This window comes from Streptomyces sp. NPDC045778 (assembly GCF_056431945.1).
The window spans coordinates 246,309-261,423 of the sequence record NZ_JBWKJZ010000002.1 but is presented as its reverse complement, the minus strand read 5'-3'; the positions used below and the strand labels follow the sequence as shown (position 1 = coordinate 261,423).

The 15,115-nt window shown below is 69.8% G+C and carries 11 protein-coding genes, 2 tRNA genes and 1 pseudogene; 6 read left to right on the top strand and 8 right to left on the bottom strand.

What is annotated here, in order from left to right; all coding sequences use genetic code 11:
- Positions 1-118: 118 nt before the first annotated feature.
- From AC07GB_RS03885 to AC07GB_RS03875, 3 genes and pseudogenes are all read left to right on the top strand, one after another.
- The gene (locus AC07GB_RS03885; protein WP_478841604.1) at positions 119-526 is read left to right on the top strand and encodes a rodlin; all 408 of its coding nucleotides are present in this window, start codon (positions 119-121) and stop codon (positions 524-526) included.
- Between the two features lie 208 nt (positions 527-734).
- Positions 735-1,676, top strand: coding sequence for an LPXTG cell wall anchor domain-containing protein (locus tag AC07GB_RS03880; RefSeq protein ID WP_478841603.1), 942 nt, complete (start codon positions 735-737; stop codon positions 1,674-1,676).
- 251 nt (positions 1,677-1,927) lie between these two features.
- A pseudogene (locus AC07GB_RS03875) lies at positions 1,928-3,130 on the top strand (low temperature requirement protein A).
- Positions 3,131-3,192: 62 nt separating this feature from the next.
- Here the strand turns inward: AC07GB_RS03875 and AC07GB_RS03870 are convergent.
- Positions 3,193-3,265: transfer RNA gene (locus AC07GB_RS03870), tRNA-Ala, on the bottom strand.
- Between the two features lie 184 nt (positions 3,266-3,449).
- Between AC07GB_RS03870 and AC07GB_RS03865 the strand changes: the two genes are divergently transcribed.
- Entirely contained in the window at positions 3,450-3,998 is a 549-nt protein-coding gene (locus tag AC07GB_RS03865) for a helix-turn-helix domain-containing protein (protein ID WP_138960712.1), read from the top strand.
- A gap of 52 nt (positions 3,999-4,050) precedes the next feature.
- On the top strand, positions 4,051-5,889 hold the full coding sequence (locus AC07GB_RS03860; protein ID WP_478841602.1) for a serine/threonine-protein kinase: 1,839 nt from the start codon (positions 4,051-4,053) through the stop codon (positions 5,887-5,889).
- Between the two features lie 26 nt (positions 5,890-5,915).
- Here the strand turns inward: AC07GB_RS03860 and AC07GB_RS03855 are convergent, their stop codons facing one another.
- Positions 5,916-7,391 carry a hypothetical protein gene (locus tag AC07GB_RS03855; RefSeq protein ID WP_478841601.1) on the bottom strand — a complete coding sequence of 492 codons (1,476 nt, stop codon included), beginning with the start codon at positions 7,389-7,391 and terminating at the stop codon, positions 5,916-5,918.
- A 330-nt stretch (positions 7,392-7,721) separates the two neighbouring features.
- Entirely contained in the window at positions 7,722-7,850 is a 129-nt protein-coding gene (locus tag AC07GB_RS03850; RefSeq protein ID WP_003999697.1) for a DLW-39 family protein, read from the bottom strand.
- 324 nt (positions 7,851-8,174) lie between these two features.
- On the opposite strand from AC07GB_RS03850, the gene AC07GB_RS03845 reads away from it, so the two are divergent.
- On the top strand, positions 8,175-8,510 hold the full coding sequence (locus AC07GB_RS03845; RefSeq protein WP_478841600.1) for a DUF6344 domain-containing protein: 336 nt from the start codon (positions 8,175-8,177) through the stop codon (positions 8,508-8,510).
- Between the two features lie 147 nt (positions 8,511-8,657).
- Here the strand turns inward: AC07GB_RS03845 and AC07GB_RS03840 are convergent, their stop codons facing one another.
- The 5 genes from AC07GB_RS03840 to gyrB all read right to left on the bottom strand — a co-directional run bounded on the left by AC07GB_RS03840 (position 8,658) and on the right by gyrB (position 15,057).
- Positions 8,658-9,011 (bottom strand): VOC family protein, encoded by a 354-nt coding sequence (locus tag AC07GB_RS03840; RefSeq protein WP_478841599.1) that lies wholly within the window; start codon positions 9,009-9,011, stop codon positions 8,658-8,660.
- A 239-nt stretch (positions 9,012-9,250) separates the two neighbouring features.
- Positions 9,251-9,327 (bottom strand) — tRNA-Ile (locus tag AC07GB_RS03835).
- Positions 9,328-9,511: 184 nt separating this feature from the next.
- Positions 9,512-10,297: a DUF3566 domain-containing protein gene (locus tag AC07GB_RS03830; protein ID WP_478841598.1), complete on the bottom strand. Its 786-nt coding sequence runs from the start codon at positions 10,295-10,297 to the stop codon at positions 9,512-9,514.
- An 18-nt stretch (positions 10,298-10,315) separates the two neighbouring features.
- Positions 10,316-12,901 carry a DNA gyrase subunit A gene (gyrA, locus tag AC07GB_RS03825; protein ID WP_478841597.1) on the bottom strand — a complete coding sequence of 862 codons (2,586 nt, stop codon included), beginning with the start codon at positions 12,899-12,901 and terminating at the stop codon, positions 10,316-10,318.
- 56 nt (positions 12,902-12,957) lie between these two features.
- Entirely contained in the window at positions 12,958-15,057 is a 2,100-nt protein-coding gene (gyrB, locus tag AC07GB_RS03820) for a DNA topoisomerase (ATP-hydrolyzing) subunit B (protein ID WP_478841596.1), read from the bottom strand.
- Positions 15,058-15,115 lie beyond the last annotated feature (58 nt).

The window sequence follows — 15,115 nt, the reverse complement described above, 5'->3', positions numbered from 1 at the left end:
GTTCTGAGCGATGAGCCCACTAATGGGCCGACCAGGTCAAGGGGCGCAACTCCGGCGCCACCACTCAGTTGATCATCACGCGGCTCCGTAACGGAGCCTCTTTCCGAAGGGAACCCACATGAAGAAGGTCCTGGCCTCCGCCGCCATCGCCGCGTCCGTCGCGGGCATGTCGGCCGTCGCGGCCCCGCAGGCCCTCGCCATCGGCGACGACACGGGCACCACGTCGAAGAGCGGCAACGGCGCCTCGCAGGCGTTCGGCAACTCCTCGACGCACGGCAACATGAGCCCGCAGATGTCACTCGTCCAGGGCTCGCTCAACAAGCCCTGCATCGGTCTGCCGGCCAAGGTGAACGCGGGCTCCATCGTCGGCCTGGTCCCGATCGCCGTCCAGGACATCAACGTCCTGTCCGCCCCGCAGAACCAGCAGTGTGTCGAGAACTCGACGCAGGCCAAGGGCGACGAGCCGCTGTCGCACATCCTCAGCGACATCCCGATCCTCTCGGGCAACGGCGCGGGCAACCACTGACACCTCCTCCCTCCCGCCATCGTTCGGGGCCGGCCACCGCCGTGGCCGGCCCCGAACGCGTCTCCGGAGGTCCCGCGCCCGCGGTTCGTCTTCCGGTCGGGTGAAGGCACGAGCGGCGCGCATCCCCTTCCGCGAGTCATCGACGGCGGAGCAAAAGTGCCCTGTTTGGATGCAGATTAACCAGATTGTCTGCATGGAGGAACCTGTCATGCGAGTTCTGAGAAAGTCCGGGACGGCCGTGGCCATGGCCGTCGGCACGGCCTGCGCCGTCGGCGTCGCGTGCGGCACCGCACTGGCCGGGGACGCCGACCAGGCACCGGGAGCAGCCAAGGTGCACGCGCCTCCCGCGGCCGCCGCGGCACCGCCCGCCCTGACGGGGTCCTCCGCGCGGAAGGCCGAGTCCACGGCGGGCGACACCACGCCCGACGGCGCGGTCGCCAAGCGAGCCGAGCCACCATCACCCGCCACCGCCAAGCGGGCTGAGCCACCGTCATCCGACAGCGGAAACAGCAACCACGGCCCGGACGCGCCCTCCTCCTCGCACCACGGAGACTCGACGGACCACGGGGCCCTGAGGGATCCCGGCCATTCCGGACGTGACCACTCCGGATACGACGACTCCGGATACGACGGCACGTACGGCTCCGACCACTCCGGAAACGACGGCACGTACGGCTCCGACTACGGCGATGCCGACGAGCACGGCCGCCACGACGACCGTGAAGTCGGCTACGGAGACGGCCACAGGGACAGCGACGAGCCCGGCGGCTACGGCGGCCCCAAGGATTCCGGTTACGGCGACGACGACCACGGCCCCACCGGCTACGGCGACACCCCCACCACTCCGCCGCCCACGACTCGACCGCCGACGACCCCGCCCCCGACGACGCAGCCGCCCACCTCGCAGCCGCCCACGTCGCACCCCCCGACGTCCCAGCCCCCCACGTCCACCCCGCCGACGTCGCAGCCGCCCACGACCCGGCCGCCCACCTCGCGGCCTCCGTCCCCGTCGCCCAGCACCTCGCGCCCGCCTGAGATGCCCCAGACCGGCTCCGGCAGCACCATCGCCCTCGTCACCGCCAGCGGCCTCCTCATCGGCGCCGGAGTGCTCGTACGCCGTCTGAACCGCCGGTTCGGTGACCGAGCGTAATGATCTGAACTAGGGTCAGCGCCCTCGCAAACCCCACCTCAACCACCCCTGACCTGCGGAAACACTACGAAGATCACCCTGGGGCCCGCCTTGCCACCGCAAGGCGGGCCCCCTGCCGGTTGCGTAAGTGAACACGTGCGCCCGCCCACCCACCCACAGGGCAACCGGCAGGCTGCGAGCCTTCCCATACCGGGACATTCTTGAGAGAAACGGCCCTCACACGGCCGGACCCCGGAGCGGGAGGCACCGCGATGAGCGAGAACACCCCGTCGGGCGTGGGGCACGGCCGGTCGGTGGTGCCGCTCGTGCCCATGACGGCCCGGCGCCGCGACGAACCGCACCGCACGGCGACCCCGCTGGAACTGCTCTTCGACCTGTGTTTCGTGGTCGCGGTGGCCCAGGCGGGCGCCCGCCTCGTGCACGCGATCGCCGAAGGCGACCCCGGCCACGGGATCGGCGGTTACCTCCTGGTCTTCTTCGCCATCTGGTGAGCCTGGGTGAACTTCACCTGGTTCGCCTCCGCCTACGACACCGACGACGTCCCCTACCGGCTCGCCACCCTCGTGCAGATGGCAGGCGTCCTCGTCCTCGCCGCGGGCATTCCCCGGGCCTTCGACCACGGCGACTACGCCGTCGCCGTCATCGGCTACGTGATCATGCGGGCGGCCCTCACCATCCAGTGGCTACGTGCCGCGCGCGGCGAGACGGGGGCCGCCCGGCAGACCGCCCTGCGCTACGCCGCCGGGCTCGTGGCCGTACAGATCGGCTGGGTCGTCCTGCTGCTGCTCCCCGACGGCGCCTGGTGGTGGGGGTTCGTGCCGCTGGCCGTCGCCGACCTCGCGGTCCCCGCCTTCGCCGAGCAGCACTACCGCACCACCTGGCACCCGCACCACATCGCCGAACGCTACGGCCTGTTCACCCTCATCGTGCTCGGCGAGACCATCGCCGCCGCCACCGTCGCGGTGCGCACGGCCCTGGACGAGTCCGCCGCCCTGGACGAGCTGCTGCCGATCGCGGCCGGCGGGCTGATCATCGTCTTCGCCGCGTTCTGGATCTACTTCGCCGTGCCCATCCACGAGTACCTGGCCACCCACCAGCACCCGTTCCTCTGGGCCTACAGCCACTACGTGATCTTCGGCTCGGCCGCCGCGATCGGCGCGGGCATCGAGGTGGCCGTCGAGCAGGCCACCCATCACGCCCACGTCTCCACGCTCACGGCGTCCCTCGCCGTCACCGTGCCCACAGCCCTGTTCATGATCACGACCTGGGCCGTGCACGCCCGCCACTTCAAGCGGGGCACCGCTCAGCACGCCGTCCTGCCCGTCGGGGCCACCCTGGTCCTGGCCAGCAGCTTCGTCGGTCACTTGGCCGTCCCCCTGGCGGGCCTCGCCATGGCCTGCACGGTCGCCACCGGCCTCCGGCTCGCCGCCCGGCCCTCCGCCGCACAGCCCTGACCCGCATCGCAAAAGAGCCCCTTCGCCCTACGTTTCCGCAGGTCAAAGGGGCTCTCCAGGGGTGGAGCCTAGGGGAGTCGAACCCCTGACATCTGCCATGCAAAGACAGCGCTCTACCAACTGAGCTAAGGCCCCGGACAACGACACCGCTCTGTGAAGATCACGGCCCGGTGAGCGTCGCAGACCAGAGTACCGGGTCCCCGGGGGGATCTCGCAAAAGGATTGGGGGTCCCCGTGCGCGACCACTCTCCGTAAGATGCTCGACGTGGTTCGCGGCAGCGAACCACGGTCCAATGGGGAAGCGATGGGGAGACGCAACATGGACGCTGCACAGCAAGAATCGACCGCAAGAGCACGGGAACTCCAGCGGAATTGGTACGGGGAGCCGCTGGGCGCACTCTTCCGTCGCCTCATCGACGACCTGGGCCTGAACCAGGCACGCCTTGCCGGGGTGCTCGGTCTGTCCGCGCCCATGCTGTCCCAGCTGATGAGCGGCCAGCGCGCCAAGATCGGCAATCCGGCCGTGGTCCAGCGCGTCCAGCTGCTACAGGAGCTGGCGGGGCAGGTCGCGGACGGCAGCGTGAGCGCCGCCGAGGCAACCGACCGCATGGACGAGATCAAGAAGTCCCAGGGGGGTTCCGTACTGACCAACACGACCCAGACCACGTCGAGTTCGGGCGCCCCCACGGTGAAGCGCGTGGTGCGCGAGATCCAGTCGCTGCTGCGCTCCGTCGCGGCGGCGGGCGACATCATCGATGCCGCGGACTCCCTCGCCCCGACCCACCCGGAACTGGCAGAGTTCCTCCGGGTGTACGGGGCGGGCCGCACCGCGGACGCCGTCGCCCACTACGAGGCGCACCAGAGCTGAGCCGTCGGCCGGGCCGCTGCCGGGCGGCCCGGAAGGGGAGCGGGGCACGACCATGGGTGAGGTCTTCGCCGGCCGGTACGAACTCGTCGACCCGATCGGGCGCGGGGGAGTAGGCGCCGTATGGCGTGCCTGGGACCAGCGGCGGCGCCGGTATGTGGCCGCCAAGGTCCTCCAGCAGCGCAATGCCCACACGCTGCTCCGCTTCGTGCGCGAGCAGGCACTGAGGATCGACCATCCGCACGTGCTCGCCCCCGCCAGCTGGGCCGCCGACGACGACCAGGTCCTGTTCACCATGGACCTGGTCACCGGCGGCTCGCTCGCCCATGTCATCGGCGACTATGGAGCGCTGCCGCCCCGCTTCTGCTGCACGCTCCTCGACCAGCTCCTCGCCGGGCTCGCGGCGGTGCACGCGGAAGGCGTCGTACACCGCGACATCAAGCCCGCCAACATACTCCTCGAAGCCACCGGGACACGGCGCCCGCATCTGCGCCTTTCCGACTTCGGCATCTCGATGCGCAAGGGCGAGCCGCGGCTGACCGAGACGGACTACGTGGTGGGCACGCCCGGATATTTCGCGCCCGAGCAAATGCTGGGCGCCGAGCCGGACTTCACCGCCGATCTCTTCGCCGTCGGCCTCGTCGCCCTCTACCTCCTCCAGGGCGCCAAGCCGGACGCCAAGGCCCTCATCGAGCACTTCGCCGCACACGGCACCCCGGGCGCTCCCCGCGGCGTGCCCGAGCCGCTGTGGCAGGTCATCGCGACGCTGCTGCAACCCGATCCGCAGGCGCGCTTCCGCACCGCCACGGGGGCGCGCAAGGCGCTCGCCTCCGCCGCCGAGGTGCTGCCGGAGCCCGAGCCCCACGAAGAGCTTGTCGAGATCTTCGACCAACTGGGGCCGCTGCCCGAGGGGTTCGGCCCCGACGGCCCTCTCGTCTCCGCGCCCCAGCCACCACCGACACGGCCGCCCGCGACTCAACACTCTGGGTCTCAGCATGCTGGGTCTCAGCATGCTGGGGCTCAACATGCCGTGCCTCCACACAGCACGCCTTCGCATTCCGCTTCTCAATACTCCGGGTCGCCGCTGTCCGCTTACCGCCCCTCCGAGCCGCAGGCGCCCGGGCCGCAGGAATCCGCATCCCAGCAGTCCTCCGCTCACCTGCCCGCTGCTCAGCTGCCCTCGTCCCAGCCGCATACTCCGCCGCCGTCCCCACCTCAGCCACCTGCGGGGCAACCGTCCGTGGACCGGCCTTCCGTGGTCCAACCGATCGCGGGCGGACCGGCCACGGGCCAGCCAGTCACCGGCCACCCTCCCCTGGGCAGGCCGCCCATGGGCCAGCCGCCCTTGCCCCAACACCCTGCGCCTCAACCAACCGCGCCACCCGCGTCGCCCCCTCCGCGCCCCCCGATGTCGGAAACCGGAAGCTTCCACCTTCCCCCGCCGACGCAGGCGCCCCCACAGCCCGCGCAGCCGCCCACTCCCCCTGCACAGCCCCCGCTCCACGCCGAACCCGCCCATGCGGCATCCCCCCGTCAGACCGCACCGACGACGGCGGAGGCAGGTCCCTCACAGGTCACCGGCTCCTCGGTGCAGCGCCCCTACGCATACGCTCCTACTCCTCAATACACCGCTCACCCGGGGCAGGTTCCCAACCCGCTCAATCGAATTCGGGGACCAGCCACGCCCGTTGAAGCTCAGCCTTCACCGCCATCGGCCCCGCTGCGGGAGGCGGCCGAGCCCCCGCCGAAGGAGCGACCCCCTCGCCCCCGCGCCGCTCGCTCCCACGCGGCCCGCCCCCAACGCACCGGCCCGCCCGTGAAAGTGGCGCTGCCCATGCTGCTCGCCGCGCTGGCCTGCTTCGCGGTGGGTTTCTGGGCCCTGTCCCGCATCTGAGGCCCCACGCAGGGCGCCCCTCAGGCCTAAGCCCCCCGCCCCGCCGCCCGTCTCCGTCCCACCAGCGTCCACACCCCCAGCACGCCCAGCAGGACCGTGCCCGTACCGATGCCCGCGGCAGCCAGCACTTTCATCGCTTCGTCGCCGCCCGCAGCCGCCGCCTCACCGGGCCCGCCGGGGGTCTCGGCCCCTCCGGCGCCGCCCCGCCCCGCCGTCTCGTCCCGCTCGGTCACGCCGAACGCGTCCGCAGGCCGCGCCGCCCCCACATACGCGGGTCCCGTACGCCGCTCCCCGGCGACATCCACCCGCAGGGTCAGGCCGACCGCGCTGTCGCCGAACTGCGCGCCGACATCCGGGTCGAGGGAGACCGCCAGGTAGTACCACCCGGCGAAGCGCACGTCCGCGACCCGGTCGATGGGCGCGTACCGGTTCTCGTAGGCCACGGGCGGCAAGGTCGGCAGCGTGGTCGACTTCTGGCTGCCGTCGTACCCCGTACTCATGTCGTCGACCGGCCCGCGCGCGGGGTTGAAGACGGACACGACGAGCGCGGACGTGATGTACGCGCGCTCTCCGCCGCCGCCCGCCCCGGGCGCGCTGGACCCGCGGGAGCCATCGGCTCCACCGGAACTCCCGATACCGCCGGGGCGCCCCGCACCCTGGGCTCCGCCCAGCTCGACCGTGGTGGAGAGGCGCTGCCCCCAGTCCACAGGCACGCGGTAGTAGCGCGTGTGCCCCGGCTCGACCCGGTCGCCCCAGACGCCCTTCTCCAGGGCCTTGGCCGTGCTGAAACTGCTGCCTCCCGCGCGTGGGCGGGCCGGGCCCCCGAGAGGGGCGGGCTCGGCGGGCGCCTCCGTGGGGGGCGGCGTCGTCGCGCTCCGCTTGGCGAGCGCGGGCTCCGACGTGACGTGCAGCTCCAGGTCCCAGCTCTCCGGAGAAGAGGCTCCCGCTATCGCGTCCTCCGTAGTGGTGGAGGAAATCGACGGCCTGGAGGCAGCGTTCCGCTCGACGACCACGTAGAAAGTGCCTGCCGTGGCGCAAGGGCCCTCGTCCGCCCCTACGGCACGCAGAGCCGACGCGGTGAGGGGGCGAGGGCTGCGTGAGGCGCCGAAGCGTGCGGAGCCCGCGTCGCATTCGAAGCCGTTCGCGTCCTCGACGGAGACCTGGATGCCGTCCGCGGAGCCCACCTGGCTGCCGAGGCCGGGGAGCGCGGTGACAGAGACGTACACGTTGTCCTTGGCGCCCAGGTCGAGCCGGTAGTAGAGCTGCGTCGTGCCTCCGGCGCCGGGGTGCTTGATGGAACTCCGGTAGGTCGATCCCGGTGTGAGCGCGCGGCTCCCGGTGCTGCTCGGCGTGCCCGGGACGGTGCGTACGCCGTCGGCGAAGGCGTACGGCTGAGGAGTCTCGGCCGCTTCGGCGGCTCCGGGCGACGCGGCCACGCACCACACCGCACTCAGGAGCGCGGCCCCCGCCACCGTCCGACGGCTCGCCCGGTGCCGCGTCACGCCGCTCTCCACCTCACCCTCCATTGATTTGCCCAAGCAAGCAATGAAATTGCGTAAGTGAATCAGGGGGCCACGGCTGCCGCGGAGGCGCCACCGCCCCCTCCCGGCGCGGCCGGGGAGCGGCCCCACCCGCAAGCCGGCAGACGCGGCCGGGGCCCGTAGCGGAAGCGGCAGGGCGCCCTAGACGGACACCCCAGGGCGCCTCACGCCCGCAGGCCGGAGGACGTCAGCGACCCGACTCGGGACAAGCGGAACAAAAGCCCCCTCGCACAGCGCAGGGCCCCGACCGCTCTAGCGACCGGGGCCCTGCGACGAGACTGCTGTCGATACTCACGAACCCGTGGGCACGGAGTCAGTCGCCTCCGTCCACAGATCCTGCTCGGCGCGATCCGCCTGGATCTGGCGGTACACGAGGAGCCCGCCGATGGCGGCCAGTGCGACCAGGAGAAGCTTCTTCACCGCGCGACCTCGTCTTTCCTTGACGTAGGGGACTTCTGGCGCCCGACTATACACACCGACCGATACCGATCGGTGACCTGGATCGGCCTCAACTCCCCTCAGGGACACCGCAGTAGATGCGGACCGAATCCCTCCGCCTACGCTCCGTTCCCAGGAGGGTTCGCCGAGCTTGCCCCGCTTCCCGGCTTTCTCGGGCCTCCTGCACCCATCTGGGTGGTGTTCATCTGAACATCGGCGCGACGGGAGCGTCGGTCCCCCACCATCGGCCTCGCATACACATCATGAGGAAAGTACGCAAATCGCCCAACCCGAAAGTGAGAGGTCATGCCCGCCACCAAGGCCATGAAGCTGTGGACCACACTCGTCTCCGCCGTCCTCGCGCTGTTCGCCGCGCTCGGCTTCGCCTCATCGGCGACCGCGGCCACGCCGGTACAGGACGTCACGACGACGTGCAAGAGCATGACGAGCGCACAGGAGCACGTGCTCGCCGCGTGGGCGATGGCGTACGAACGGTCCCTGCCGCCCACCATGAAGCAACGCATCCGCGCCGAGGCCCACGGTTCGACGCCGAGCTGCCGCCACCTCCCCACGACGGACGCTGAGACCGCGGACGACGACTCGGGGGCCCTCACGAGCGCGAGCCTCGCCGCGGAGCCGTAAAGCCGAGGACCGTGGAGCCGCACTCGACGCGGCGGACGTCACACACGCGGAAGACCCCCAGCCGGTACTGGCTGGGGGTCTTCTTGCTGAGAGGGCTCAACGGGATATGCCGTGAGCCCACCAGGCCGGGCGCGCGCCCAGGGCCTTTCACTGCTGCCGCTGGCCGAGGATGCAGAACTCGTTGCCTTCGGGGTCTGCCATGACGACCCATGACTGGTCGCCCTGGCCGATGTCGACGCGCTTCGCGCCGTGCGCCTCGAGGCGGGCCACTTCGGCGGCCTGGTCGTCAGGCCTGAAGTCGAGGTGCAGCCGGCTCTTGAACGACTTGCTCTCGTCGACCCGTACGAAGTCCAACCCTGGCAGGCGATCCGGGGCCGGACGGATCTCGTACTCGTCATCGGAGGAGTGGACCACTACCCAGCCCAGCGCCTCGGCCCACCACTGTCCCAGGGCCTCGGGGTCCACCGAGTGAACGATTACCTGTTCCCATTCCAAGGTCATCCGGCGAGTGTAGATCTCGCGGGGCATCGCGAACAGGTGTTTTCAGCGTCGGCAGGAGGCCGCGCAGCGGTCGCCGAGGAGTCCCGTCCAGCGACCGAAAGGGAGCCCCGCGCAGCAGCTGGCCGATCAGCCTTACGAGCTACCGCCAGGCCACTGTGTGAGCGGCAGCAGGGGCCCACAGATCCTGAGTACATACATGCCGAAGGCCCCCAACCGCAATCGATCGGGGGCCTTCGTGCTGGTGGGGCTAACAGGATTTGAACCTGTGGCCTCATCCTTATCAGGGATGCGCTCTAACCAACTGAGCTATAGCCCCGCCGCGCTCTGCGGGTCGCCCCGCGCGCTGACCTCTGAAGATTAGCGCACGTGGGGGCCAGTCCCAAAATCGATAGCCCGGGGGCCGGTGACCTCGCCCTTGTCAGGGGTGCGCGCGCCCGTCGATCACGGTAGGTCACGAGCCGGGACGCGGTGACCGGCGCGCGCCGGTCACCGTGCCGCCGCTACTCGTCCTCGGCCAGCGTCAGCTCCACACCGCCGACGAAGCCCGCCGAGAGGTTGTAGATGAACGCGGCGAGGGTCGCGAGGGCCGTCGCAAGGACGACGTCGATGACCGCGATGATCGAGGTGAAGATCAGCACGCGCGGGAGCGAGAGGAACGCCTGGAGGTCGAAGCCGTTGGACTCGTTCGACCCCGTGGCCTCGGAGATCGTGCCGCCGACGGTGGAGAAGACGCCCATGGCGTCCATGACCATCCACAGCACGGCCGCCGCGACGATCGTGCAGATGCCGAGCGCGATGGACAGCAGGAAGCTGACCTTCATCACCGACCAGGGGTCGGTCTTGGCCACCCGAAGCCTCGCCTTGCGCGTGCGCGGGGTGGTGCGCGCCCCCGTGCGGGGACGGCGGACCGCCCCGGCCGGGGCCGCCTGATAGGCCTGCGGCGGGTGGTACGGCTGCGAACCCTGCTGCTGGGGCGGGCGCTCGCCGGGCAGGGCGCTGGCTCCGCCCCCCGCGGAGGCGCTCTTCTTGGCGGTCCCACCCTTGGCGGCTCCGCTCTTGGCGGCTCCGCCCTTGGTGCCACCCTTGGCGGCCCCGCTCTTGGAAGCCCCGCTCTTGGCGGGGCCCTCGGTCTCGGACGTCTGCGTGCCCGGACCTCGGGTGTCTGTCACAGTCCCCCCCTGGGATCCATGAGACTCGTGGGAGTCGTCATCAGTGGCGGAGCCACGGGCACCTTCTGTGCTGGTTCCACGCGATCCAGCCGCTCCGGCGCCCGTGGCTCCACTCACGATGACTCACTCCTCGCGCTACTCGGCCGGGGACGCTGTGCCCTCGTCCGTACCGACGGCCGGAGTGCCGTCAGACGATTCGTCGACCCCGTCGACTTCCTCGGCCTCGCGCCCCGCCTCGGCGTTACGAGCGATGCCGACGACGGCATCGCGCTTGCCCAGGTTGATCAGTTGGACGCCCATGGTGTCACGGCCCGTCTCCCTGACCTCGTTGACTCGCGTGCGAATCACACCGCCGGAGAGGGTGATGGCGAGGATCTCGTCGGTCTCCTCGACCACCAGCGCGCCGACCAGCTCACCGCGGTCCTCGACGATCTTGGCGGCCTTGATGCCGAGACCACCGCGGCCCTGGACGCGGTACTCGTCGACGGCGGTCCGCTTCGCGTACCCACCATCGGTGGCGGTGAAGACGAACGTACCGGGCCGGACCACATTCATCGAGAGCAGCTGATCGCCGTCGCGGAAGCTCATGCCCTTGACGCCGGAGGTCGCGCGGCCCATCGGGCGCAGCGCGTCATCCGTAGCGGTGAACCGGATCGACTGCGCCTTCTTGCTGATCAGCAGCAGATCGTCCTCGGCGGACACCAGCTCCGCGCCGATCAGCTCGTCGTCCGAACCGTCGTCCGTCTCGCGCAGGTTGATGGCGATGACACCGCCGGAGCGAGGCGAATCGTAATCCTTAAGAGGCGTCTTCTTGACCAGACCACCCTTGGTGGCGAGCACCAGGTAGGGCACGGCGTCGTAGTCACGGATCGCGAGGATCTCGGCGATCGCCTCGTCCGGCTGGAAGGCGAGCAGGTTCGCGACGTGCTGTCCGCGCGCGTCCCGCCCGGCGTCCGGCAGCTCGTACGCCTTGGCGCGGTAGACGCGGCCCTTGTTCGTGAAGAACAGCAGCCAGTGGTGTGTCGTCGACACGAAGAAGTGGTCGACGATGTCGTCCTGCTTCAGCTTCGTGCCGCGCACGCCCTTGCCGCCGCGCTTCTGCGAGCGGTAGTCCTCCGTCTTGGTGCGCTTGATGTAGCCGCCGCGCGTGATGGTGACGACGATGTCCTCTTCGGCGATCAGGTCCTCGATGGACATGTCGCCGTCGAACGGCACCAGGGCGGAGCGACGGTCCTCGCCGAACCTGTCGACGATCGCGGCCAGCTCATCGCTGACGATCGCGCGCTGCTTCTCCGGAGAAGCCAGGATCGCGTTGTACTCGTTGATCTTCTGCTGAAGCTCGTCGTGCTCGGCGACGATCTTCTGGCGCTCCAGGGCGGCGAGTCGGCGGAGCTGCATCTCCAGGATGGCGTTGGCCTGGATCTCGTCGATCTCCAGGAGGCCCATCAGGCCCTCGCGCGCGACCTCGACGGTGTCGCTGCGCCGGATGAGCGCGATGACCTCGTCGATGGCGTCCAGGGCCTTGAGGAGGCCCCGCAGGATGTGGGCGCGCTCCTCGGCCTTGCGCAGCCGGAACTTCGTGCGCCGGACGATGACCTCGATCTGGTGGCTCACCCAGTGGCGGATGAACGCGTCCAGGGACAGGGTGCGCGGCACGCCGTCGACGAGCGCCAGCATGTTCGCGCCGAAGTTCGTCTGGAGGTCCGTGTGCTTGTAAAGGTTGTTCAGGACGACCTTGGCGACCGCGTCCCGCTTGAGGACGATGACCAGGCGCTGGCCCGTACGGGACGACGTCTCGTCGCGGACGTCGGCGATGCCGCCGACCTTGCCGTCCTTCACCAGGTCGGCGATCTTCTGCGCGAGGTTGTCCGGGTTGACCTGGTAGGGCAGTTCCGTGACCACCAGGCACTGGCGGTTCTGGATCTCCTCGACCTCGACGACCGCGCGCATCGTGATGGAGCCACGGCCCGTGCGGTACGCCTCCTCGATGCCCTTGCGGCCCACCACGAGGGCGCCGGTCGGGAAATCGGGGCCCTTGATGCGCTCGATCAGGGCGTCGAGCAGCTCCTCGTGCGTGGCTTCCGGGTGCTCCAGGGCCCACTGCGCGCCGGCCGCGACCTCGCGGAGGTTGTGCGGCGGGATGTTGGTCGCCATGCCGACCGCGATGCCCGCCGAGCCGTTGATGAGCAGGTTCGGGAAGCGGGACGGCAGGACGGTGGGCTCCTGGGAGCGACCGTCGTAGTTGTCCGTGAAGTCGACGGTCTCCTCGTCGATGTCCCGGACCATCTCCATGGACAGCGGCGCCATCTTGCACTCGGTGTAGCGCATGGCGGCCGCGGGGTCGTTGCCCGGAGAGCCGAAGTTTCCGTTCGAGTCCACCAGCGGCATGCGCATCGACCACGGCTGCGCGAGGCGGACCAGCGCGTCGTAGATCGAGGAGTCGCCGTGCGGGTGGTAGTTGCCCATGACGTCGCCGACGACGCGGGCGCACTTGTAGAAGCCCTTCTCGGGCCGGTACCCGCCGTCGTACATCGCGTACAGGACGCGGCGGTGCACGGGCTTCAGGCCGTCACGGACGTCCGGCAGCGCGCGGGACACGATGACGGACATCGCGTAGTCGAGATACGAGCGCTGCATCTCGGTCTCGAGCCCGACGGGCTCGATGCGCACCGTCTGGCCTTCGCCGTCCTCGGCAGGGATGGGGTTGTTCTCGTCGGCCATGGCCGGTCAAGATCCTTTCGTACGTCAGTCAGCAGCCGTCGGGGTGCCTGACCGGCTCAGATGTCGAGGAAGCGGACGTCCTTGGCGTTGCGCTGGATGAACGAGCGGCGCGCCTCGACGTCCTCGCCCATGAGGACCGAGAAGAGGTCGTCGGCCTGGGCGGCGTCGTCGAGCGTGACCTGGCCGAGCACGCGGTGCTCGATGTCCATCGTGGTGATGCGCAGCTCCTCGGCGTTCATCTCGCCGAGACCCTTGAAGCGCTGGACCGAGTCGTCGCGGATCCGCTTGCCGTTCTGGCGGCCCAGCTCGATCAGCGCGTCGCGCTCGCGGTCCGAGTACGCGTACTCGAAGTCGTCCTTGCCCCACTTGATCTTGTAAAGGGGCGGGCGCGACAGGAAGACGTGGCCCGCCTCGACGAGCGGACGCATGAAGCGGAAGAGGAACGTCAGCAGCAGGGTGTTGATGTGCTGGCCGTCGACGTCGGCGTCCGCCATCAGGATGATCTTGTGATAGCGGAGCTTCTCGATGTCGAAGTCCTCGTGGACCCCGGTGCCGAAGGCCGAGATCAGCGCCTGGATCTCCTGGTTCTGGAGGATCTTGTCGACGCGGGCCTTCTCGACGTTCAGGATCTTGCCGCGGATGGGCAGGATCGCTTGGTACTCCGGGTTGCGGCCGGACTTGGCCGAGCCGCCCGCGGAGTCACCCTCGACGATGAAGATCTCGCACTTCGTCGGGTCGTTCGACTGGCAGTCGGAGAGCTTGCCCGGCAGGGAGGCGGTCTCCAGGAGGCCCTTGCGGCGGGTGAGGTCACGCGCCTTGCGGGCGGCCACGCGCGCGGTGGCGGCCTGGATGCCCTTGCGGATGATGTCCGCGGCCTCGTTCGGGTTCCGGTCGAACCAGTCGGTCAGGTGCTCGTGCACGACCTTCTGGACGAACGTCTTCGCCTCGGTGTTGCCGAGCTTCGTCTTGGTCTGGCCCTCGAACTGGGGCTCGCCGAGCTTCACCGAGATGATCGCGGTCAGACCCTCGCGGATGTCCTCACCCGTGAGGTTGTCGTCCTTCTCGCGGAGCAGCTTCTTGTCGCGCGCGTAACGGTTCACCAGACCGGTCAGCGCGGCACGGAAGCCCTCTTCGTGGGTGCCGCCCTCGTGCGTGTGGATCGTGTTGGCGAAGGAGTACACACCCTCGCTGTACTGCGAGTTCCACTGCATCGCGATCTCGACCGAGAGCAGGCGCTCCTTGTCCTCGGCCTCGATGTCGATGACGGTCGGGTGGACGACCTCGCCCTTGCGGGAGTTGAGGTACGTCACGAAGTCGACGATGCCGCCCTCGTAGTGGTACGTGACCGTGCGGACCTCTTCGACCGTGTCATCGGTGGCCTCGGCGGAGTCGGCGCCCGCCGTGGCCTTGGCCGACTCGCGCTCGTCGGTCAGCTTGATCGTCAGGCCCTTGTTGAGGAAGGCCATCTCCTGGAAGCGCCGCGACAGCGTCTCGAAGGAGTACTCGGTCGTCTCGAAGATGTCGCCGTCGGCCCAGAAGGTGACGGACGTGCCCGTCTCCTCGGTGGCCTCGTGCCGCTCGAGCGGTGCCGTGGGGGCACCCCCCTTGTAGTCCTGCGTCCAGCGGTATCCGTCGGTCCTGATCTCGACGGACAGCTTCGTGGAGAGCGCGTTCACCACGGAGACACCCACGCCGTGCAGACCACCGGAGACGGCGTACCCTCCGCCGCCGAACTTGCCGCCGGCGTGCAGCACGGTGAGCACGACCTCGACGGCCGGCTTCTTCTCGACCGGGTGGATGCCCACCGGGATGCCACGGCCGTTGTCGACGACGCGCACGCCGCCGTCCGCCAGGATCGTCACGTCGATGGTGTCCGCGTGCCCGGCCATGGCCTCGTCGACGGAGTTGTCGACGACTTCCTGGACCAAGTGATGCAGACCACGCTCACCGGTCGAGCCGATGTACATGCCGGGCCGCTTGCGGACCGCGTCCAGACCCTCGAGGACGGTGATGGCGCTGGCGTCGTACGAGGCCGTGCCCTCGCCGGAGGCCTGGATGGCCTCGGGGGGTACGGCGCCGTCGCCGGCGGCAGTGGACGGGATGTTCTCGTTGGGGTTGCCGGAATCGGCCACGAAGCGCCCTTTCTGGCACAGCACAAAGCCAAGCTCCCGGCGCTGGCCGGAGCGGCTGCGGCGTGTTGCGTTGGTAAGCCTG

What these genes read in the sequence shown, in the direction of transcription:
- AC07GB_RS03865 (WP_138960712.1), top strand. Translation starts at nt 3,450, where the DNA reads ATGGACGCTGCACAGCAAGAATCGACCGCAAGAGCACGGGAACTCCAG.
- gyrA (WP_478841597.1), bottom strand. Translation starts at nt 12,901, where the DNA reads ATGGCCGACGAGAACAACCCCATCCCTGCCGAGGACGGCGAAGGCCAG.
- AC07GB_RS03860 (WP_478841602.1), top strand. Translation starts at nt 4,051, where the DNA reads ATGGGTGAGGTCTTCGCCGGCCGGTACGAACTCGTCGACCCGATCGGG.
- AC07GB_RS03845 (WP_478841600.1), top strand. Translation starts at nt 8,175, where the DNA reads ATGCCCGCCACCAAGGCCATGAAGCTGTGGACCACACTCGTCTCCGCC.
- AC07GB_RS03880 (WP_478841603.1), top strand. Translation starts at nt 735, where the DNA reads ATGCGAGTTCTGAGAAAGTCCGGGACGGCCGTGGCCATGGCCGTCGGC.
- AC07GB_RS03885 (WP_478841604.1), top strand. Translation starts at nt 119, where the DNA reads ATGAAGAAGGTCCTGGCCTCCGCCGCCATCGCCGCGTCCGTCGCGGGC.
- AC07GB_RS03840 (WP_478841599.1), bottom strand. Translation starts at nt 9,011, where the DNA reads ATGACCTTGGAATGGGAACAGGTAATCGTTCACTCGGTGGACCCCGAG.